20 protein-coding genes and 1 other annotated feature are annotated in these 20,206 nt (G+C 40.8%); all 20 genes read left to right on the top strand.

Going from position 1 to position 20,206, the window contains the following annotated elements; translation table 11 throughout:
• Positions 1-73: 73 nt before the first annotated feature.
• The gene (gene rplK, locus ACZ76X_RS27815; RefSeq protein ID WP_001085872.1) at positions 74-499 is read left to right on the top strand and encodes a 50S ribosomal protein L11; all 426 of its coding nucleotides are present in this window, start codon (positions 74-76) and stop codon (positions 497-499) included.
• Positions 500-676: 177 nt separating this feature from the next.
• Positions 677-1,369, top strand: a complete 693-nt coding sequence (gene rplA, locus ACZ76X_RS27810; protein WP_002020168.1) for a 50S ribosomal protein L1 — start codon at positions 677-679, stop codon at positions 1,367-1,369.
• 49 nt (positions 1,370-1,418) lie between these two features.
• Positions 1,419-1,562: a sequence feature (ribosomal protein L10 leader region), on the top strand.
• Positions 1,563-1,601: 39 nt separating this feature from the next.
• A complete protein-coding gene (gene rplJ, locus ACZ76X_RS27805) occupies positions 1,602-2,102 on the top strand; it encodes a 50S ribosomal protein L10 (protein WP_000048716.1) in 501 nt (166 codons plus the stop codon).
• A 67-nt stretch (positions 2,103-2,169) separates the two neighbouring features.
• Entirely contained in the window at positions 2,170-2,529 is a 360-nt protein-coding gene (gene rplL, locus ACZ76X_RS27800; RefSeq protein WP_000159736.1) for a 50S ribosomal protein L7/L12, read from the top strand.
• Between the two features lie 76 nt (positions 2,530-2,605).
• Positions 2,606-3,205, top strand: coding sequence for a class I SAM-dependent methyltransferase (locus ACZ76X_RS27795; protein WP_000763282.1), 600 nt, complete (start codon positions 2,606-2,608; stop codon positions 3,203-3,205).
• A 293-nt stretch (positions 3,206-3,498) separates the two neighbouring features.
• Entirely contained in the window at positions 3,499-7,032 is a 3,534-nt protein-coding gene (rpoB, locus tag ACZ76X_RS27790; RefSeq protein ID WP_000147554.1) for a DNA-directed RNA polymerase subunit beta, read from the top strand.
• A 37-nt stretch (positions 7,033-7,069) separates the two neighbouring features.
• Positions 7,070-10,681 carry a DNA-directed RNA polymerase subunit beta' gene (rpoC, locus tag ACZ76X_RS27785; protein ID WP_048526366.1) on the top strand — a complete coding sequence of 1,204 codons (3,612 nt, stop codon included), beginning with the start codon at positions 7,070-7,072 and terminating at the stop codon, positions 10,679-10,681.
• Positions 10,682-10,794: 113 nt separating this feature from the next.
• Positions 10,795-11,043, top strand: coding sequence for a 50S ribosomal protein L7ae-like protein (locus ACZ76X_RS27780; protein WP_000121830.1), 249 nt, complete (start codon positions 10,795-10,797; stop codon positions 11,041-11,043).
• Positions 11,044-11,157: 114 nt separating this feature from the next.
• Positions 11,158-11,580, top strand: a complete 423-nt coding sequence (gene rpsL / locus ACZ76X_RS27775; protein WP_001142340.1) for a 30S ribosomal protein S12 — start codon at positions 11,158-11,160, stop codon at positions 11,578-11,580.
• A 29-nt stretch (positions 11,581-11,609) separates the two neighbouring features.
• Complete coding sequence (gene rpsG / locus ACZ76X_RS27770; RefSeq protein ID WP_001137493.1) at positions 11,610-12,080, top strand: 30S ribosomal protein S7; 471 nt, start codon at positions 11,610-11,612, stop codon at positions 12,078-12,080.
• 207 nt (positions 12,081-12,287) lie between these two features.
• Positions 12,288-14,366, top strand: coding sequence for an elongation factor G (gene fusA / locus ACZ76X_RS27765; RefSeq protein ID WP_087951331.1), 2,079 nt, complete (start codon positions 12,288-12,290; stop codon positions 14,364-14,366).
• 117 nt (positions 14,367-14,483) lie between these two features.
• Positions 14,484-15,671: an elongation factor Tu gene (gene tuf / locus ACZ76X_RS27760; RefSeq protein WP_001029614.1), complete on the top strand. Its 1,188-nt coding sequence runs from the start codon at positions 14,484-14,486 to the stop codon at positions 15,669-15,671.
• Positions 15,672-16,070: 399 nt separating this feature from the next.
• Positions 16,071-16,379, top strand: coding sequence for a 30S ribosomal protein S10 (rpsJ, locus tag ACZ76X_RS27755; protein WP_001040596.1), 309 nt, complete (start codon positions 16,071-16,073; stop codon positions 16,377-16,379).
• Between the two features lie 34 nt (positions 16,380-16,413).
• On the top strand, positions 16,414-17,046 hold the full coding sequence (rplC, locus tag ACZ76X_RS27750; protein ID WP_000160207.1) for a 50S ribosomal protein L3: 633 nt from the start codon (positions 16,414-16,416) through the stop codon (positions 17,044-17,046).
• 25 nt (positions 17,047-17,071) lie between these two features.
• Complete coding sequence (rplD, locus tag ACZ76X_RS27745) at positions 17,072-17,695, top strand: 50S ribosomal protein L4 (RefSeq protein WP_001127258.1); 624 nt, start codon at positions 17,072-17,074, stop codon at positions 17,693-17,695.
• Positions 17,695-17,985, top strand: a complete 291-nt coding sequence (rplW, locus tag ACZ76X_RS27740; RefSeq protein ID WP_001205558.1) for a 50S ribosomal protein L23 — start codon at positions 17,695-17,697, stop codon at positions 17,983-17,985. The genes rplD and rplW overlap by 1 nt, the downstream gene beginning before the upstream one ends.
• Positions 17,986-18,013: 28 nt before the next feature.
• Positions 18,014-18,844, top strand: a complete 831-nt coding sequence (gene rplB, locus ACZ76X_RS27735) for a 50S ribosomal protein L2 (protein ID WP_098669542.1) — start codon at positions 18,014-18,016, stop codon at positions 18,842-18,844.
• A 60-nt stretch (positions 18,845-18,904) separates the two neighbouring features.
• Positions 18,905-19,183, top strand: a complete 279-nt coding sequence (rpsS, locus tag ACZ76X_RS27730) for a 30S ribosomal protein S19 (protein WP_098669541.1) — start codon at positions 18,905-18,907, stop codon at positions 19,181-19,183.
• A gap of 17 nt (positions 19,184-19,200) precedes the next feature.
• Positions 19,201-19,542 (top strand): 50S ribosomal protein L22, encoded by a 342-nt coding sequence (gene rplV, locus ACZ76X_RS27725; protein ID WP_001148024.1) that lies wholly within the window; start codon positions 19,201-19,203, stop codon positions 19,540-19,542.
• A gap of 3 nt (positions 19,543-19,545) precedes the next feature.
• Complete coding sequence (rpsC, locus tag ACZ76X_RS27720; RefSeq protein ID WP_000529956.1) at positions 19,546-20,205, top strand: 30S ribosomal protein S3; 660 nt, start codon at positions 19,546-19,548, stop codon at positions 20,203-20,205.
• Position 20,206: the final 1 nt, after the last annotated feature.

Below are 20,206 nucleotides of genomic sequence, written 5' to 3'. Positions count from 1 at the left end.
CAGATAAAATATGACGTGGGAGGGCAAATCACTGTCCAATTGACCACATCACGGACTTAAGGAGGTGTGTCTCGTGGCTAAAAAGGTAATTAAAATGGTAAAACTTCAAATTCCTGCAGGTAAAGCTAACCCAGCTCCACCAGTTGGTCCAGCATTAGGACAAGCAGGTGTTAACATCATGGGCTTCTGTAAAGAGTTTAACGCTCGTACAGCAGATCAAGCTGGTCTTATCATCCCTGTTGAAATTACGGTATTTGAGGACCGTTCATTCACTTTCATTACTAAAACTCCTCCTGCTGCTGTTCTTCTTAAGAAAGTAGCTGGTATTGAGTCTGGTTCTGGTGAACCAAACCGTAATAAAGTGGCAACTGTTAAGCGTGATAAAGTACGCGAAATCGCTGAAACTAAAATGCCTGACCTTAACGCTGCTAGCGTAGAAGCTGCAATGCGTATGGTTGAAGGTACTGCACGCAGTATGGGCATCGTTATCGAAGACTAATTCGATTTGTTTTTTAAAAAAGGTTGCGGGTCTGGAATTCCAATTCGCAACCTTTATTATCGTAAATGATTATCGTTTTTAAATAAATGGATGGCGCGCATCCTCAGGTTATACCTGAAAATAAGCGTAAACGTGGGAGGTTATTCCGCTAAAACCACATTCGAGGAGGAAATAAAAATGGCTAAAAGAGGTAAAAAGTACGTAGAAGCTGCAAAGCTTGTTGATCGTGCAGCTGCTTACTCTGCAACAGAAGCAGTAGAATTAGTAAAGAAAACAAACACAGCTAAATTTGATGCAACTGTAGAAGCTGCATTCCGTTTAGGTGTTGACCCTAAGAAAGCTGACCAACAAATCCGTGGTGCAGTTGTTCTTCCACACGGTACTGGTAAAGTACAACGTGTATTAGTATTCGCTAAAGGTGAAAAAGCTAAAGAAGCTGAAGCTGCTGGAGCTGACTTCGTAGGCGATGCAGATTACATCGGTAAAATCCAACAAGGTTGGTTCGACTTCGATGTAGTAGTAGCAACTCCTGACATGATGGGTGAAGTTGGTAAACTTGGTCGCGTATTAGGACCTAAAGGTTTAATGCCAAACCCTAAAACTGGAACAGTTACTTTCGATGTAACTAAAGCTGTTAACGAAATCAAAGCAGGTAAAGTTGAATACCGCGTTGATAAAGCTGGTAACATCCACGTTCCAATCGGTAAAGTATCTTTCGAAGATGCTAAATTAGTAGAAAACTTCAGAACAATTGCTGACACTTTACAAAAAGTTAAGCCAGCTGCTGCAAAAGGTACTTACATGAAGAACGTAACAGTTGCTTCTACAATGGGACCTGGCGTACGTGTAGACGTTTCTACATTAGCGTAAATTTTGGAAGTTGACTTCATAAAGAAGTTTTTATATAATCATTTATGTTGTGAATTTAATTAGTGTACCGTAGACAGTAGGTGTCAATAGACTTAATTTCCTACCTAGGTGTTAATATACGAAGCGGAATTTTTTTCTGTGACTATATGCCTCCATGTCTACAAGTTGGGCATGGAGGTTTTTAGTGCACTTTCGGTACATCTTCTATATAATCTACAGGAGGTGTAATAACATGAGCAAAGTAATCGAAACTAAACAACAAGTTGTAACTGAAATCGCGGACAAACTTCGCGCTAGTAAATCTACAATCGTTGTTGACTACCGTGGTTTAACAGTTTCTGAGGCAACAGAATTACGTAAGCAATTACGTGAAGCTGGCGTTGAGTTCAAAGTTTACAAAAACTCTCTAACTCGTCGTGCTGCAGAGTCTGCTGAAATGGCTGAGTTAAATGAATTCTTAACAGGACCAAACGCAATCGCGTTCAGTAACGAGGATGTAGTTGCTCCTGCGAAAGTATTAAACGACTTCGCTAAAGATCATGAAGCTTTAGAAATTAAAGCGGGCGTAATCGAAGGTAAACTTGTAACACTTGATGAGGTTAAAGCAATCGCTACTCTTCCATCACGTGAAGGCTTACTTTCTATGCTTCTTAGCGTTCTTCAAGCTCCAATCCGTAACCTTGCACTTGCTACTAAAGCAGTTGCAGACCAAAAGGAAGAGCAAGGCGCTTAATTTTTTAAAAGATAATTACGTATTATCGATAAAACAATACAAACCTATTTAAGGGAGGATATTTACAATGACTAAAGAACAAATCATTGAAGCAGTTAAATCTATGACTGTATTAGAACTTAACGACTTAGTAAAAGCTATCGAGGAAGAATTCGGCGTAACTGCTGCTGCTCCTGTAGCTGTTGCTGGTGGCGCTGGAGAAGCTGCTGCTGAGAAAACTGAATTTGATGTGGAACTAACTAGCGCTGGTGCACAAAAAATCAAAGTTATCAAAGTTGTTCGTGAAATCACTGGTCTTGGCTTAAAAGAAGCTAAAGAATTAGTTGACAACACTCCAAAAGTAATCAAAGAAGCTGCTGCTAAAGAAGAAGCTGAAGAAATCAAAGCTAAACTTGAAGAAGTTGGCGCTGCTGTAGAAGTTAAGTAATTAACTTTTGATGCTTTAAAAAAAGCTCGCTCTCATGCGAGCTTTTTTTTTAACTGTAAAGAAAAGAGGTGGCCATATGGCAGACCATTATTTTTCTAACGACCCTTCTAGTAAAAGTGATCGTAAGCGATGGGAATTTACCCTTCGTGGATCTCAATTTACTTTCTTATCTGACCGTGGGGTGTTCTCGAAAAACGAAGTGGACTTTGGTTCTCGTCTTTTAATTGAAGCGTTTCAAGTGCCAGATATTAAAGGTGATATATTAGACGTAGGTTGTGGATATGGACCAATTGGTTTATCGTTGGCGAAAGAGTTTCAAGACCGTAAAGTTCACATGGTGGATGTGAATGAAAGGGCACTTGAGCTTGCGAAAGAAAATGCCGCTAACAACAGAATTGGAAATGTGCACATTTTTCAAAGTAGCGTCTATGAAAATGTAGATGGTATGTATGCTGCTATTCTATCTAATCCTCCGATTCGTGCAGGTAAAGATATCGTGCATGAGATTTTAGAAAAAGCTGTAGAGCATTTAGTTCCAGGTGGAGAGTTGTGGATTGTTATTCAAAAGAAGCAAGGCGCACCATCTGCGCTAAAAAAACTAGAAGAAGTATTTTCTGAAGTCGAAGTTGTAGAAAAGAAAAAAGGATATTATATCATAAAATCAAAAAAACGTTGACGGTTATTTTTGGCTATGTTAACATTATACAATGCCAATATATGATTTTCTGCGTTGAGAAAGATGTATATTTTTGTTTCTCTTGGAAAAGATAGTAAAATCAGCAGATTATGAAACAGAATGATGGTTTTCTTATAGAAGCCATTTTTCTTTTTTGAGCAGGTAGAAAGACTCAACGTATTTATCTTTAAGAGAAAAAAGACTACGCTAGATAGCAGTAGTTGTATTTATTTGTGATTTTGCACAAATTTTTTTGTGCATTTATAATACTCATGATTTGAGGGGTGAAGCAGTTGACAGGTCAACTAGTTCAATACGGACGCCACCGCCAACGAAGAAGTTATGCCCGTATTAGTGAAGTATTAGAGTTACCAAATCTTATCGAAATTCAAACCTCTTCTTATCAGTGGTTTCTTGATGAGGGTTTGCGAGAAATGTTCCAAGACATTTCTCCGATTGAAGACTTTACGGGAAATCTATCGCTTGAATTTATCGACTACAGCTTGGGTGAACCTAAATACTCTGTAGACGAATGCAAAGAGCGTGATGTGACGTATGCAGCACCACTTCGTGTAAAAGTGCGTCTAATCAACAAGGAAACTGGTGAAGTAAAAGAACAAGATGTGTTCATGGGAGATTTCCCACTCATGACAGAGACTGGAACATTCGTAATTAACGGTGCAGAACGTGTTATCGTTTCCCAGTTAGTTCGCTCTCCAAGCGTATACTATAGTGGCAAAGTGGATAAAAACGGAAAACGTGGTTTTACTGCTACTGTAATTCCAAACCGCGGAGCTTGGTTAGAGTATGAGACAGATGCTAAGGATGTTGTATATGTGCGTATTGACCGTACGCGTAAACTTCCTGTAACTGTTTTGTTACGCGCATTAGGGTTTGGCTCTGATCAAGAAATCACCGAGCTTTTAGGTGATAACGAATACTTAAGCAACACATTAGAAAAAGACAACACAGATAGCACAGAAAAAGCATTGCTTGAAATTTATGAGCGTCTACGTCCTGGTGAACCACCAACAGTAGAAAACGCTAAGAGCTTACTTGTGTCTCGTTTCTTCGATCCAAAGCGCTACGATTTAGCAAATGTAGGTCGCTACAAGATCAACAAGAAGTTACACATTAAAAACAGATTGTTTAATCAACGTTTAGCTGAAACATTAGTGGATCCAGAAACTGGTGAAATTTTAGCGGCAGAAGGAACAATCTTAGATCGTCGTACACTTGATCGCATTTTACCTTACTTAGAGAAAAACATTGGATTCAAAACAGCGAAACCAATGGGTGGAGTGGTAGAAGGCGATGTTGAGCTGCAATCTATTAAGATTTATGCTCCTGAGTCGGAAGGCGAACGCGTAATTAATGTAATTGGTAATGCAAATATTACTCGCGATGTAAAACACATCACACCAGGTGATATCCTTGCTTCTATCAGTTACTTCTTCAACCTACTATACAAAGTAGGGGATACAGATGATATCGACCATTTAGGAAACCGTCGTCTGCGTTCTGTTGGAGAACTATTACAAAATCAATTCCGTATCGGTCTTTCTCGTATGGAACGTGTTGTTCGTGAGAGAATGTCGATCCAAGATACAAATGCAATTACACCACAGGCGCTAATTAACATTCGTCCTGTTATTGCATCTATTAAAGAGTTCTTCGGAAGTTCTCAGTTATCTCAGTTCATGGACCAAACAAACCCATTAGCAGAGTTAACTCACAAACGAAGACTATCTGCATTAGGACCGGGTGGTTTAACGCGTGAGCGCGCAGGCTTTGAAGTGCGTGACGTTCACTACTCTCACTATGGTCGTATGTGTCCAATTGAAACACCAGAGGGACCAAACATCGGTTTGATTAACTCATTATCTTCGTTCGCGAAAGTAAATGAGTTTGGTTTCATTGAAACACCATACCGTCGTGTTGACCCAGAAACTGGTCTTGTAACAGGGCATGTTGATTATTTAACAGCAGATGAAGAAGATAATTATGTTGTAGCCCAAGCGAACATGAAGTTATCTGAAGAAGGAGAATTCCTTGATGAAGATATCGTAGCTCGTTTCCGTGGTGAAAACATTGTCACAAATAAAGAACGCATCGACTACATGGATGTATCACCAAAACAAGTAGTGTCGGCAGCGACAGCTTGTATTCCGTTCTTAGAAAACGATGACTCTAACCGCGCACTTATGGGAGCGAACATGCAACGTCAGGCGGTTCCGTTAATGAATCCGGAATCTCCGATTGTAGGTACAGGTATGGAGTACGTATCAGCAAAAGACTCAGGTGCTGCAGTAATCTGTAAACACCCTGGTATTGTTGAGCGCGTAGAAGCACGTGAAGTTTGGGTACGTCGCTATGTAGAAGTTGACGGTCAAACAGTAAAAGGCGATTTAGATCGCTACAAAATGCAAAAATTCATTCGTTCTAACCAAGGAACTTGTTACAACCAACGTCCAATCGTAAGTGTTGGAAATGAAGTTGTAAAAGGTGAAATCCTTGCGGATGGTCCTTCTATGGAATTAGGTGAACTAGCACTTGGACGTAACGTGCTTGTTGGCTTCATGACTTGGGACGGTTATAACTACGAGGATGCGATCATCATGAGTGAGCGCCTTGTAAAAGATGATGTGTACACTTCTATTCATATTGAAGAATATGAGTCAGAAGCTCGTGATACGAAGCTTGGACCAGAAGAAATTACACGTGACATTCCAAACGTTGGGGAAGATGCATTACGTAACCTTGACGAGCGCGGTATCATTCGCGTTGGTGCGGAAGTAAAAGATGGAGATTTACTTGTTGGTAAAGTAACACCTAAAGGTGTAACAGAATTAACAGCTGAAGAACGTCTATTACATGCAATCTTTGGAGAAAAAGCACGTGAAGTACGTGATACATCACTACGTGTACCACACGGTGGTGGCGGTATTATCTTAGACGTAAAAGTATTCAACCGCGAAGATGGCGATGAATTGCCACCAGGCGTGAATCAACTTGTACGTGCATATATCGTTCAAAAACGTAAAATTTCTGAAGGTGACAAGATGGCCGGACGTCACGGTAACAAAGGTGTTATCTCTCGTATTTTACCAGAAGAAGATATGCCTTACTTACCAGACGGTACGCCAATCGATATCATGTTAAACCCATTAGGGGTACCATCTCGTATGAATATCGGTCAGGTATTAGAGCTTCATCTTGGTATGGCAGCAAGATACCTTGGCATTCACATTGCAACACCAGTATTCGATGGTGCTCGTGAGGAAGATGTTTGGGGCACAATTGAAGAAGCTGGTATGGCAAATGACGCGAAAACAATCCTGTATGACGGACGTACTGGTGAACCATTCGATAACCGCGTATCTGTTGGTGTCATGTATATGATCAAACTTGCGCACATGGTTGACGATAAACTTCATGCTCGTTCTACTGGACCATACTCACTTGTAACGCAGCAGCCTCTTGGAGGTAAAGCTCAGTTCGGTGGACAGCGTTTCGGTGAGATGGAGGTTTGGGCACTTGAAGCTTACGGTGCTGCTTATACTCTTCAAGAAATCTTAACAGTGAAGTCTGATGATGTTGTTGGACGTGTTAAGACGTATGAAGCAATTGTTAAAGGCGAAAATGTTCCAGAACCAGGCGTTCCTGAATCATTCAAAGTATTGATTAAAGAGCTGCAAAGTTTAGGTATGGACGTTAAAATGATGTCTAGCGACGATACAGAAATTGAAATGCGTGATACGGAAGATGACGATGATCATCAATCAGCAGATAAATTGAATGTCGAAGTTGAGACAACTAAGGAATAATTGGGATAACCTGTAGACTAAAAGGGAGGTAGGCCCCTTGATAGATGTAAATAACTTTGAATATATGAAGATTGGACTTGCTTCACCTGACAAGATTCGTTCTTGGTCATACGGTGAAGTTAAGAAACCAGAAACAATTAACTATCGTACGTTAAAGCCTGAAAAAGATGGCTTGTTCTGTGAGCGTATTTTCGGACCACAAAAGGACTGGGAATGTCATTGCGGAAAATACAAACGTGTACGTTATAAAGGTGTAGTTTGTGATCGATGTGGCGTTGAAGTAACGCGTGCGAAAGTACGTCGTGAACGTATGGGTCATATCGAATTAGCTGCTCCTGTATCTCATATTTGGTATTTCAAAGGTATCCCGAGCCGCATGGGACTTGTCTTAGACATGTCCCCTCGCGCGCTTGAAGAAGTAATTTATTTCGCTTCTTATGTTGTAACAGAAAGTGGAGATACACCACTTGATAAGAAGCAATTACTTTCTGAAAAAGAATACCGTGCATATCGTGATCGATATGGTAGCACATTCCAAGCTGCTATGGGTGCAGAAGCGATTAAAAAGCTATTGCAAGACATCGATTTAGATAAAGAAGTAGACTTCTTAAAAGAAGAATTAAAAACAGCACAAGGACAACGCCGTACTCGTGCTATTAAACGTCTAGAAGTATTAGAAGCATTCCGTAACTCTGGAAATGAGCCATCTTGGATGATCTTAGATGTTCTACCAGTAATTCCACCAGAACTACGCCCAATGGTACAGTTAGATGGTGGACGTTTTGCTACTTCTGACTTAAACGACTTATACCGTCGTGTAATTAACCGTAATAACCGTTTAAAACGTCTATTGGACTTAGGTGCACCAAGCATTATCGTTCAAAACGAAAAACGTATGTTACAAGAAGCTGTAGACGCATTAATCGATAATGGTCGTCGTGGCCGTCCAGTTACTGGACCAGGTAACCGTCCATTAAAATCACTATCTCACATGCTTAAAGGTAAACAAGGACGTTTCCGTCAAAACTTATTAGGTAAACGTGTTGACTACTCTGGACGTTCTGTAATCGTTGTAGGACCGAACTTAAAGATGTATCAATGTGGATTACCGAAAGAGATGGCGCTTGAACTGTTCAAACCTTTCGTAATGAAAGAGTTAGTTGAAAAAGGATTAGCACACAACATTAAGAGTGCGAAACGTAAAATCGAGCGTGTACAACCTGAAGTTTGGGACGTTTTAGAATCTGTGATTAAAGAACATCCAGTACTTCTAAACCGCGCACCAACACTTCACCGTCTTGGTATTCAGGCGTTTGAACCTACATTAGTAGAAGGTCGCGCAATCCGTCTTCACCCACTTGTATGTACTGCATACAACGCGGACTTTGACGGTGACCAAATGGCCGTTCACGTACCTTTATCATCAGAAGCACAAGCAGAAGCTCGTCTTCTTATGTTAGCGGCACAAAACATCTTGAACCCGAAAGACGGTAAACCAGTTGTTACTCCATCTCAGGATATGGTATTAGGTAACTACTACTTAACACTTGAGCGTGAAGGCGCAATCGGTGAAGGTATGGTCTTCAAAGATGCGAACGAAGCATTACTTGCATACCAAAATGGATATGTACATCTTCATACACGTGTTGCAGTAGCTGCAAGTGCAGTAAACAACGCAACATTTACTGAAGAGCAAAAGAGTATGCTTCTATTAACAACAGTTGGTAAATTAATATTCAACGAAATCTTACCAGAGTCGTTCCCTTATATTAATGAACCAACAAATTCAAACCTTGAAAAAGAAACACCAGCGAAATATTTCGTTGAAAAAGGTGCGAACATTAAAGAAATTATTGCTAGTCGCGAAGAAGTGGCGCCATTTAGCAAGAAAATCCTTGGTAACATCATTGCGGAAGTGTTTAAACGTTTCAAAATTACAGAAACGTCTCGCATGCTTGACCGTATGAAAAACTTAGGATTCAAATACTCTACAAAAGCTGGTATTACAGTTGGGGTATCTGACATTCTTGTATTAGGCGAAAAAGATGAAATTCTCCACGAAGCACAAGCAAAAGTAGATAATGTAATTAAACAATTCCGTCGCGGTTTAATCACGGAAGAAGAACGTTACGATCGCGTTATCTCTATTTGGAGTAATGCAAAAGATGTTATCCAAGGAAAACTGATGAAGTCCTTGAATAAACGCAACCCAATCTTCATGATGAGTGATTCCGGTGCCCGTGGTAACGCATCGAACTTTACTCAGCTTGCAGGTATGCGTGGTCTGATGGCCAATCCATCTGGTCGTATCATCGAACTTCCGATCAAATCAAGTTTCCGTGAAGGTTTAACAGTACTTGAGTACTTCATCTCTACGCATGGTGCGCGTAAAGGTCTTGCCGATACAGCACTTAAAACTGCCGATTCTGGTTACTTAACACGTCGTCTTGTTGACGTTGCACAAGATGTAATCGTTCGTGAAGATGATTGTGGAACAGATCGTGGTTTATTAATTGGTGCGATTAAAGAGGGTAATGAAGTTATTGAGTCATTATATGATCGTCTTGTTGGACGTTTTGCAAGAAAAACTGTAAAACATCCTGAAACAGGTGAAGTATTAGTTGCTGAAAATCAATTAATTACTGAAGATATCGCTCATATCGTTGAGAATTCGGGTGTTGAAACTGTAAACATTCGTTCAGCGTTCACGTGTAACACTCGCCATGGTGTATGTAAGAAGTGTTACGGTCGTAACTTAGCAACTGGAACAGACGTAGAAGTAGGGGAAGCGGTAGGTATTATCGCAGCTCAATCTATCGGTGAGCCAGGTACACAGTTAACGATGCGTACGTTCCATACAGGTGGGGTTGCCGGAGACGATATCACTCAAGGTTTACCTCGTATCCAAGAGATCTTCGAAGCTCGTAATCCGAAAGGTCAGGCAGTTATCAGTGAAATCGACGGTGTTATCGCAGCGATCAACGATGTTAAAGATCGCCAAGAAGTAGTTGTACAGGGTGAAGTTGAAGCTCGTACGTATGCTATTCCTTATGGTGCTCGTCTGAAAGTAATTCCAGGACAGCAAATTAGCCACGGTAAAGAGTTAACAGAAGGTTCTATTGATCCGAAAGAATTACTAAAAGTAACGGACATTACGGCAGTTCAAGAATACTTATTACGTGAAGTTCAAAAAGTATACCGTATGCAAGGGGTAGAAATTGGTGACAAGCACGTAGAAGTAATGGTACGCCAAATGTTACGTAAAGTTCGCGTAAGTGATGCAGGTGAAACAGATGTATTACCAGGAACGTTACTAGATATCCATCAGTTTACTGATGCGAATGCGAAGGTGTTACTGCAAGGTAAACAACCAGCAACAGCTAGACCTGTTCTACTTGGTATTACAAAAGCTTCACTTGAAACAGATTCATTCCTATCTGCAGCATCGTTCCAAGAAACAACTCGTGTCTTAACTGATGCAGCGATTAAGGGTAAACGTGATGAGCTTCTAGGATTGAAAGAAAATGTTATTATCGGTAAACTTGTTCCTGCTGGAACAGGTATGAATCGTTATCGCAAAGTGGATCTTGTTAAAACAACACAAGATGACATGAATGTAGAAAACGATGAAGTTTATGTGGAACAGTAAAATTTTCCGTCGTAAATTTTGTATAAAAACAGTTAATCCTAGTTGACATTGTATGAGTCAAAATGTTACTATAAGCAAGGTTGCTCCTGAACGATGCTTTGGAGGATATTTATATGTCTTATCAAAAAGTGTCAAATGCTGAAAATGTGGTCGTTGGTCATAAACGCACATTGGAAGCAATCAAAAATGGTATAGTTAAAGAAGTTGTCATTGCAGAAGATGCTGATATGCGGTTAACCCATGTTATTATTCGTACTGCATTGCAACATAACATACCCATAACAAAAGTTGAATCAGTTCGTAAACTTGGAAAAGTTGCGGGGATTCAAGTAGGAGCTTCAGCAATAGGAATAATAAGTTAAAACTGTTTTTGTGAGGAGAGAGCATTTGCTCTCCCTTGCAAAAACTTTGTTTTCAACTAATAATGAACCACCTGGATATGTGGTCATACAAACATGCGAAGGGAGGATAATCAAATGCCTACTATTAACCAATTAGTGAGAAATGGTCGTACTGATAAAGTATGGAAATCTAAATCACCTGCGTTAAACAAAGGTTTTAACTCTTTAAAGAAAAAATCAACTGATATCTCTGCACCTCAAAAACGTGGTGTATGTACTCGTGTTGGTACAATGACTCCAAAGAAACCTAACTCAGCGTTACGTAAATATGCTCGTGTTCGTTTAACAAATGGTATTGAGGTAACAGCATACATCCCAGGTATCGGTCACAACTTACAAGAGCACAGCGTAGTATTAATTCGCGGTGGTCGTGTAAAAGACTTACCAGGGGTACGTTACCACATCGTTCGTGGTGCGCTTGATACAGCTGGTGTTGACAAGCGTATGCAAGGCCGTTCTAAATACGGTACTAAAAAGCCAAAAGCGGCTAAGAAATAATAACTTTTTAATGAAAGGAGGAACTCAATATGCCTCGTAAAGGACCTGTTGCAAAACGTGACGTGTTACCAGATCCAATGTACAATTCGAAACTAGTAACACGCCTTATCAACAAAATGATGGTTGACGGTAAAAAAGGTAAATCTCAAACAATTCTTTATAATGCGTTCGATATCGTAAGCGAACGTACTGGTAAAGAGCCAATGGAAGTATTCGAGCAAGCTCTTAAGAACATTATGCCTGTTCTTGAAGTACGCGCTCGTCGTGTTGGTGGTGCTAACTACCAAGTTCCAGTTGAGGTTCGTCCAGAACGCCGTACAACTTTAGGTCTTCGTTGGTTAGTAAACTACGCTCGTCTTCGTGGTGAAAAAACTATGGAAGAGCGTCTTGCTAACGAAATCTTAGATGCAGCTAACAACGCTGGTGCATCTGTTAAGAAACGTGAAGACACTCATAAAATGGCAGAAGCTAACAAAGCATTTGCTCATTACCGTTGGTAGGATTCAACGTAAAATAAATGTAAGCATAAACCGCTTTATTTGTCGCTTATGGAAGTGTGGAGAGGGAGAATGCCTCTCCCTTTCGTTGGGCGCTCGTTTTACATAATGAGGGTACTGGACATACTGACATGTGTAACAATATAAAGTGGCTTTTTTGCTACTTAAAATAAAAAATCCAATCCATATATGGAAGGAGCAAGACACCAAATGGCAAGAGAGTTCTCTTTAGAAAACACTCGTAATATTGGTATCATGGCTCACATCGATGCTGGTAAAACAACAGCTACTGAGCGTATTCTGTACTACACAGGACGTATTCACAAAATCGGTGAAACTCACGAAGGTGCATCTCAGATGGACTGGATGGAGCAAGAGCAAGAGCGTGGTATCACAATTACTTCTGCTGCAACTACAGCACAATGGAAAGGTCACCGTGTAAACATCATTGACACTCCAGGTCACGTAGATTTCACAGTAGAAGTAGAACGTTCTTTACGCGTACTTGATGGCGCAGTAGCAGTACTTGATGCACAATCTGGTGTAGAACCACAAACAGAAACTGTTTGGCGTCAGGCTACTACTTACGGCGTACCTCGTATCGTATTCGTTAACAAAATGGATAAAATCGGTGCAGATTTCTTATACTCTGTAGGAACAATCCACGATCGTTTACAAGCAAACGCACACCCAATTCAGTTACCAATCGGTGCTGAAGATGAGTTCAATGGTATCATTGACCTTGTTGAAGAATGTGCTTACATGTACGGTAACGATTTAGGAACAGACATTCAACGTGTTGAAATTCCTGAAGAGCACAAAGAACTAGCTGAAGAATACCGTGGAAAACTTATTGAAGCGGTAGCTGAGCTTGATGAAGAAATGATGATGAAGTACCTAGAAGGTGAAGAAATCACTGTAGAAGAGCTTAAAGCTGGTATCCGTAAGGCTACAACTTCTGTAGAATTCTTCCCAGTAATCTGTGGTTCTGCATTCAAAAACAAAGGTGTTCAAATTCTGTTAGACGCAGTTATCGACTACCTACCATCTCCATTAGATGTACCTGCAATCAAAGGTACTCTTCCGGATACAGATGAAGAAGTAGAACGTAAGTCTAGCGATGAAGAGCCTTTCGCAGCTCTAGCATTCAAAATCATGACTGACCCTTATGTTGGTAAGTTAACATTCTTCCGTGTGTACTCTGGTGTGTTAAACTCTGGATCATACGTGAAAAACTCAACTAAAGGTAAGCGTGAGCGTGTAGGTCGTATCCTACAAATGCACGCTAACAGCCGTGAAGAGATTTCAACAGTTTACGCTGGTGATATCGCTGCTGCTGTAGGTCTAAAAGATACTACTACTGGTGATACTCTTTGTGACGAGAAGAGCCTTGTTATCCTTGAGTCTATGGAATTCCCAGAGCCAGTTATCTCTGTAGCTATCGAACCAAAATCAAAAGCTGACCAAGATAAAATGGGTACAGCATTATCTAAGCTTTCTGAAGAAGATCCAACATTCCGTGCTCACACTGACCAAGAAACTGGCCAAACAATCATCGCTGGTATGGGTGAACTTCACCTTGATATCATCGTTGACCGTATGCGCCGTGAATTCAAAGTTGAAGCAAACGTTGGTGCTCCTCAGGTAGCATACCGTGAGACTTTCCGCGCTGCTGCGAAAGTTGAAGGTAAGTTCGCTCGTCAATCTGGTGGACGTGGACAATTCGGTCACGTTTGGATTGAGTTTGAACCTAACGAAGAAGGTAAAGGATTCGAATTCGAAAACAAGATCGTCGGTGGTGTTGTTCCACGTGAATACATCCCAGCTGTAGGCGCAGGTCTTGAAGATGCACTTAAAAATGGTGTACTTGCTGGATATCCAGTAGTAGACATTAAAGCTGCATTAGTTGACGGATCTTACCATGATGTCGATTCATCTGAGATGGCGTTCAAAATCGCTGCATCTATGGCACTTAAAGCTGCGGTTTCTAAATGTAACCCAGTAATTCTTGAGCCAATGATGAAAGTTGAAGTTGTAATTCCTGAAGAGTACATGGGTGACATTATGGGTGACGTAACATCTCGTCGTGGACGTGTAGAAGGTATGGAAGCTCGCGGTAACGCTCAAGTTGTTCGCGCTATGGTTCCACTTTCTGAAATGTTCGGTTATGCAACGTCATTACGTTCTAACACTCAAGGACGCGGAACATTCTCTATGGTGTTTGACCACTATGAAGAAGTACCAAAGTCTGTTTCTGAAGAAATTATCAAAAAAAATAAAGGTGAATAATTGATTTTTATCGATTCTTCACGTATAACTACTTATGTAAGCTTAGAAAGTGGGACGCAAGTTTCACTTTCTAGCCTAAATATAAAATAACCTATATAAACTAAGGAGGAATTTAGAATGGCTAAAGCTAAATTCGAACGTTCTAAACCCCATGTTAACATTGGTACAATCGGCCACGTTGACCATGGTAAAACTACATTAACTGCTGCGATCACTACAGTACTTGCAAAAGCTGGTGGTGCTGAAGCACGCGGATACGATCAAATCGATGCTGCTCCAGAAGAAAGAGAGCGCGGTATCACAATCTCAACTGCACACGTTGAGTACGAAACTGAAACTCGTCACTATGCACACGTTGACTGCCCAGGTCACGCTGACTATGTTAAAAACATGATCACTGGTGCTGCTCAAATGGACGGCGGTATCTTAGTAGTATCTGCTGCTGATGGCCCAATGCCTCAAACTCGTGAGCACATCCTTCTTTCTCGTCAAGTAGGTGTACCTTACATCGTTGTATTCTTAAACAAATGCGACATGGTAGACGACGAAGAATTATTAGAATTAGTAGAAATGGAAGTTCGCGACCTATTATCTGAATACGGATTCCCAGGCGACGACATTCCTGTAATCAAAGGTTCTGCTCTTAAAGCTCTTCAAGGAGAAGCTGATTGGGAAGCAAAAATCATTGAATTAATGGCTGAAGTTGATGCTTACATCCCAACTCCAGAACGTGAAACTGACAAACCATTCTTAATGCCTGTAGAGGACGTATTCTCTATCACAGGTCGTGGTACAGTTGCTACTGGTCGTGTTGAGCGCGGTATCGTTAAAGTTGGTGACGTAGTAGAAATCATCGGTCTTGCTGAAGAAAATGCTTCTACAACTGTAACTGGTGTAGAGATGTTCCGTAAGCTTCTTGACCAAGCTCAAGCTGGAGACAACATCGGTGCTTTACTTCGTGGGGTTGCTCGTGAAGACATCCAACGTGGACAAGTACTTGCAAAAAGCGGTTCTGTAAAAGCTCACGCTAAATTCAAAGCTGAAGTTTTCGTATTATCTAAAGAAGAAGGTGGACGTCACACTCCATTCTTCGCTAACTACCGTCCTCAGTTCTACTTCCGTACAACTGACGTAACTGGTATCATCCAATTACCAGAAGGTACTGAAATGGTAATGCCTGGTGACAACATCGAAATGACTATCGAACTTATCGCTCCAATCGCTATCGAAGAGGGAACTAAATTCTCTATTCGTGAAGGTGGACGTACAGTAGGTTACGGTGTAGTTGCTACTATCGTTGAGTAATCTTAACTGATATAAAAAAACCCCGAGGGATTTTCCCTTGGGGTTTTTGTTTGCGTTTCTATAATGAATGAAATCATATTTTTATGTTTTGACGAGTTTCTTCTATAGTATATATAAAGTAATAAGAAAAACCCAGAAACTGTAAAATGAATTCTGGTAGATGAAAACTTGAAATTCTTTAAAGTGCCATGTATAATAGCAAAAGTAGAGAAAAGCAGATGCAAACAAAAAGATGCTTGCATCTAGACGAATAACATTGTATAATAGACAATGTTGGTCTTTGACTGCGATGAAGTGGAAGGTTGCTGACACACCCGGCCGCTTTGCCATGGCATGGTGTGGGGAAATTTCCATGGAGAAGGTCTATTTTAGAAATAGGCGAACGAAGGAGGGAAAATAATGGCAAAAGAAAAAATTCGTATCCGTTTAAAAGCTTACGATCACCGTATTCTTGATCAGTCTGCTGAGAAAATTGTAGAAACAGCTAAGCGTTCTGGGGCAACAGTTTCTGGTCCGATCCCATTACCAACTGAAAAAACTGTTTACACAATTCTTCGTGCTGTTCATAAGTACAAAGATTCTCGTGAGCAATTCGAAATGCGCACGCACAAACGTCTAATCGACATCGTGAGTCCTACTCCACAAACAGTAGATTCATTAATGCGTTTAGACTTACCATCTGGTGTAGATATCGAAATCAAACTATAATTTATATAACTTAAAAATGTAGGAGGTGTAACTCATGACCAAAGGAATCTTAGGAAGAAAGATCGGTATGACTCAAGTATTTGCTGAGAATGGTGAGTTAATCCCAGTAACAGTTATCGCTGCTAATCCAAACGTTGTTCTTCAAAAGAAAACAACTGAAACTGATGGCTACAACGCAATCCAGTTAGGATTTGAAGATAAACGTGAAAAGTTAACTAACAAACCTGAACAAGGCCACACTGCTAAAGCATCTACAACTCCTAAGCGCTTCATTCGCGAAATCCGCGATGCAGACGTGGACGGATTAGAGGTTGGTCAAGAGGTAAAAGTTGACGTATTCGCTACAGGTGAAATCGTTGATGTAACAGGAATTTCTAAAGGTAAAGGTTTCCAAGGTGTTATCAAACGCCACGGACAATCTCGCGGACCTATGTCTCATGGTTCTCGCTATCACCGTCGTCCAGGTTCAATGGGCCCAGTTGCTCCGAACCGTGTATTCAAAGGCAAAAAACTTGCTGGACGTATGGGTGGAGACCAAGTTACTATCCAAAACTTAGAAATCGTTCAAGTTGACACTGAGCGCAACTTATTATTAGTAAAAGGTAACGTTCCAGGTGCTAAGAAATCTCTTGTAGTTGTTCAAGGCGCTGTGAAGGTTAGCAAATAATTCACAATAGGAAGGAGGAATTCCAATGCCAAAAGTTACTGTATATAACCAAACTGGTTCACAGGTTGGTGAAATCGAATTAGCTGAAGCTATTTTCGGTATCGAACCAAATGAAGCTGTACTTTTCGAAGCTGTAATGATGCAACGTGCATCTTTACGTCAAGGTACACACAAAGTAAAAACTCGCTCTGAAGTTCGCGGTGGTGGTCGTAAACCATGGCGTCAAAAAGGAACTGGACGTGCTCGTCAAGGGTCTATCCGCTCTCCTCAATGGCGTGGTGGTGGTACGGTATTCGGACCTACACCAAGAAGCTATGCGTACAAACTTCCTAAGAAAGTTCGTCGTTTAGCAATCAAATCTGCATTAGCTACTAAAGTAGTTGAGAACAACATTGTAGTTCTTGAAGACCTAGTGTTAAATGCACCAAAAACAAAAGACATGCTAGCAGTACTTAAAGGATTAACTGTTGAGAAGAAAGCTCTTATCGTAACTGCTGATGCAAACGAATCTGTAGAGTTATCTGCTCGCAATATCCCTGGAGTAACAGTAATCACTGCTGATGGCGTAAACGTTTTAGACGTGCTTCATCATGATAAGCTAATCATGACAAAAGCGGCAGTGGAAAAAGTAGAGGAGGTGCTTGCATAATGAGAGATCCTCGTGATATCATTAAGCGCCCAGTTATCACTGAACGTTCTATGGAAATGATGGCTGAAAAAAAATACACGTTCGATGTGGACGTTAAATCTAATAAAACAGAAGTTAAAGATGCTCTTGAAGCGATCTTTGGTGTTAAAGTAGAAAAAGTGAACATCATGAACTACAAGCCGAAAGCAAAACGCGTTGGTCGTCACGCTGGTTTTACTAGCCGTCGTCGTAAAGCAATCGTTAAGCTAACTGCTGACAGCAAAGAAATCGAAATCTTCCAAGGCGTTTAATTCTTACTAAAGAAGGAGGGAAATTGAGATGGGAATTAAAAAGTATAATCCAACTACTAACGGTCGTCGTAATATGACTACGAATGATTTCGCTGAAATCACGACTGACAGACCCGAAAAGTCATTACTTGCTCCTTTAAGCAAGAAGGCTGGTCGTAATAACCAAGGTAAAATTACTGTACGTCATCAAGGTGGCGGACATAAGCGTCAATACCGTATCATCGACTTTAAGCGTAACAAAGATGGAATTCCAGGACGCGTTGCTACGATCGAATACGATCCAAACCGCTCTGCGAATATCGCATTAATTAACTACGTTGACGGTGAAAAACGTTACATTCTTGCTCCTAAGAACTTAGAAGTAGGTATGGAAATTATGTCTGGCCCAGAAGCTGACATTAAAATCGGTAACGCATTACCATTAATCAACATTCCAGTAGGTACTGTTGTTCATAACATCGAGCTTAAGCCTGGTCGTGGCGGACAATTAGTTCGTTCTGCTGGTACATCTGCTCAAGTACTTGGTAAAGAAGGTAAATACGTACTTGTACGTTTAACTTCTGGTGAAGTACGTCTTGTATTATCTGCTTGTCGCGCTTCAATCGGTCAAGTAGGTAACGAACAACACGAACTTATCAAAATCGGTAAAGCAGGTCGCTCTCGCTGGTTAGGTAAACGCCCAACAGTTCGTGGTTCTGTAATGAACCCTGTTGATCACCCACACGGTGGTGGTGAAGGACGTTCTCCAATCGGACGTAAGTCTCCAATGTCTCCATGGGGTAAACCAACTCTTGGATTCAAGACTCGTAAGAAAAACAAAGCGTCTGACAAATTCATCGTTCGTCGTCGCAAAAAATAATGGGATTGTAGTACGGTTCATTTCTAGAACCGTACGCCAATCACGAAGGGAGGCACCAAAATGGCTCGTAGCTTAAAAAAAGGACCATTTGTCGATGATCATTTAATGAGCAAAATGGAAAAATTAGTTGCATCTGAGCAAAAACAAGTTGTTAAAACTTGGTCTCGCCGTTCAACAATCTTCCCTCAGTTCATCGGACACACAATCGCTGTATATGACGGTCGTAAACACGTACCTGTGTACATCACTGAGGACATGGTTGGCCACAAGTTAGGTGAATTCGCACCAACTCGTACGTATAAAGGTCATGATGCTGACGATAAGAAAACTAGAAGATAATGAGAGGAGGCACTTCAATGCAAGCTAAAGCAGTAGCGAGAACAGTTCGTATTGCTCCTCGTAAAGTTCGTTTAGTTGTAGACTTAATCCGAGGTAAGCAAGTGGGTGAAGCGATTGCTATCCTTAACCACACACCAAAAACTGCTTCTCCAGTTGTAGAAAAAGTTTTAAAATCTGCAATCGCAAATGCAGAGCACAATTATGAAATGGACATTAACAACCTAGTTGTTGAGAAAGTTTTCGTTGACGAAGGTCCTACGTTAAAACGTTTCCGTCCACGTGCAATGGGTCGTGCAAGCCAAATTAACAAACGCACAAGCCACATCACAGTTGTGGTATCAGAAAAGAAGGAGGGATAATCGATGGGTCAAAAGGTTAATCCAATTGGTCTTCGTGTCGGCGTTATCCGTGACTGGGAATCTCGTTGGTTCGCTGAGAAAGATTACGCTACATTATTACATGAAGACATCAAAATCCGTGAGTACATTAATGTACGCTTAAAAGATTCTGCTGTTGCTAAAGTAGAAATCGAACGTGCAGCAAATCGTGTAAATGTTACAATTCACACTGCAAAACCTGGTATGGTAATTGGTAAAGGTGGTACTGAAGTTGAAGCACTTCGTAAAGCTCTTAACCAATTAACAGGCAAGCGTGTACACATCAACATTTTAGAAGTTAAGAGAGCTGATCTTAACGCTAAATTAGTAGGCGAAAACATCGCTCGTCAATTAGAAAACCGTGTATCATTCCGTCGTGCACAAAAGCAAGTTATTCAACGTGCTATGCGTGCAGGTGCTAAAGGTATTAAAACACAGGTTTCTGGTCGTCTTGGCGGAGCTGATATCGCTCGTGCAGAATCTTACAGTGAAGGAACTGTTCCACTTCATACACTTCGCGCTGATATTGACTATGCAGCAGTTGAAGCTGATACAACATACGGTAAATTAGGCGTAAAAGTATGGATCTACCGTGGAGAAGTCCTTCCTACAAAAAAGAAAGCTTCTGAGGAAGGAGGAAAATAAT

The sequence above is a fragment of the Bacillus sp. BC05(2025) genome (assembly GCF_056725905.1).
This window is presented reverse-complemented; position numbering and strand designations above follow the sequence as displayed.

Coding starts and splice junctions, on each gene's coding strand:
- rplA (WP_002020168.1), top strand. CDS start 677: ATGGCTAAAAGAGGTAAAAAGTACGTAGAAGCTGCAAAGCTTGTTGAT.
- rplJ (WP_000048716.1), top strand. CDS start 1,602: ATGAGCAAAGTAATCGAAACTAAACAACAAGTTGTAACTGAAATCGCG.
- rplL (WP_000159736.1), top strand. CDS start 2,170: ATGACTAAAGAACAAATCATTGAAGCAGTTAAATCTATGACTGTATTA.
- ACZ76X_RS27795 (WP_000763282.1), top strand. CDS start 2,606: ATGGCAGACCATTATTTTTCTAACGACCCTTCTAGTAAAAGTGATCGT.
- ACZ76X_RS27780 (WP_000121830.1), top strand. CDS start 10,795: ATGTCTTATCAAAAAGTGTCAAATGCTGAAAATGTGGTCGTTGGTCAT.
- rpsL (WP_001142340.1), top strand. CDS start 11,158: ATGCCTACTATTAACCAATTAGTGAGAAATGGTCGTACTGATAAAGTA.
- rpsG (WP_001137493.1), top strand. CDS start 11,610: ATGCCTCGTAAAGGACCTGTTGCAAAACGTGACGTGTTACCAGATCCA.
- fusA (WP_087951331.1), top strand. CDS start 12,288: ATGGCAAGAGAGTTCTCTTTAGAAAACACTCGTAATATTGGTATCATG.
- tuf (WP_001029614.1), top strand. CDS start 14,484: ATGGCTAAAGCTAAATTCGAACGTTCTAAACCCCATGTTAACATTGGT.
- rpsJ (WP_001040596.1), top strand. CDS start 16,071: ATGGCAAAAGAAAAAATTCGTATCCGTTTAAAAGCTTACGATCACCGT.
- rplC (WP_000160207.1), top strand. CDS start 16,414: ATGACCAAAGGAATCTTAGGAAGAAAGATCGGTATGACTCAAGTATTT.
- rplD (WP_001127258.1), top strand. CDS start 17,072: ATGCCAAAAGTTACTGTATATAACCAAACTGGTTCACAGGTTGGTGAA.
- rplW (WP_001205558.1), top strand. CDS start 17,695: ATGAGAGATCCTCGTGATATCATTAAGCGCCCAGTTATCACTGAACGT.
- rplB (WP_098669542.1), top strand. CDS start 18,014: ATGGGAATTAAAAAGTATAATCCAACTACTAACGGTCGTCGTAATATG.
- rpsS (WP_098669541.1), top strand. CDS start 18,905: ATGGCTCGTAGCTTAAAAAAAGGACCATTTGTCGATGATCATTTAATG.
- rplV (WP_001148024.1), top strand. CDS start 19,201: ATGCAAGCTAAAGCAGTAGCGAGAACAGTTCGTATTGCTCCTCGTAAA.
- rpsC (WP_000529956.1), top strand. CDS start 19,546: ATGGGTCAAAAGGTTAATCCAATTGGTCTTCGTGTCGGCGTTATCCGT.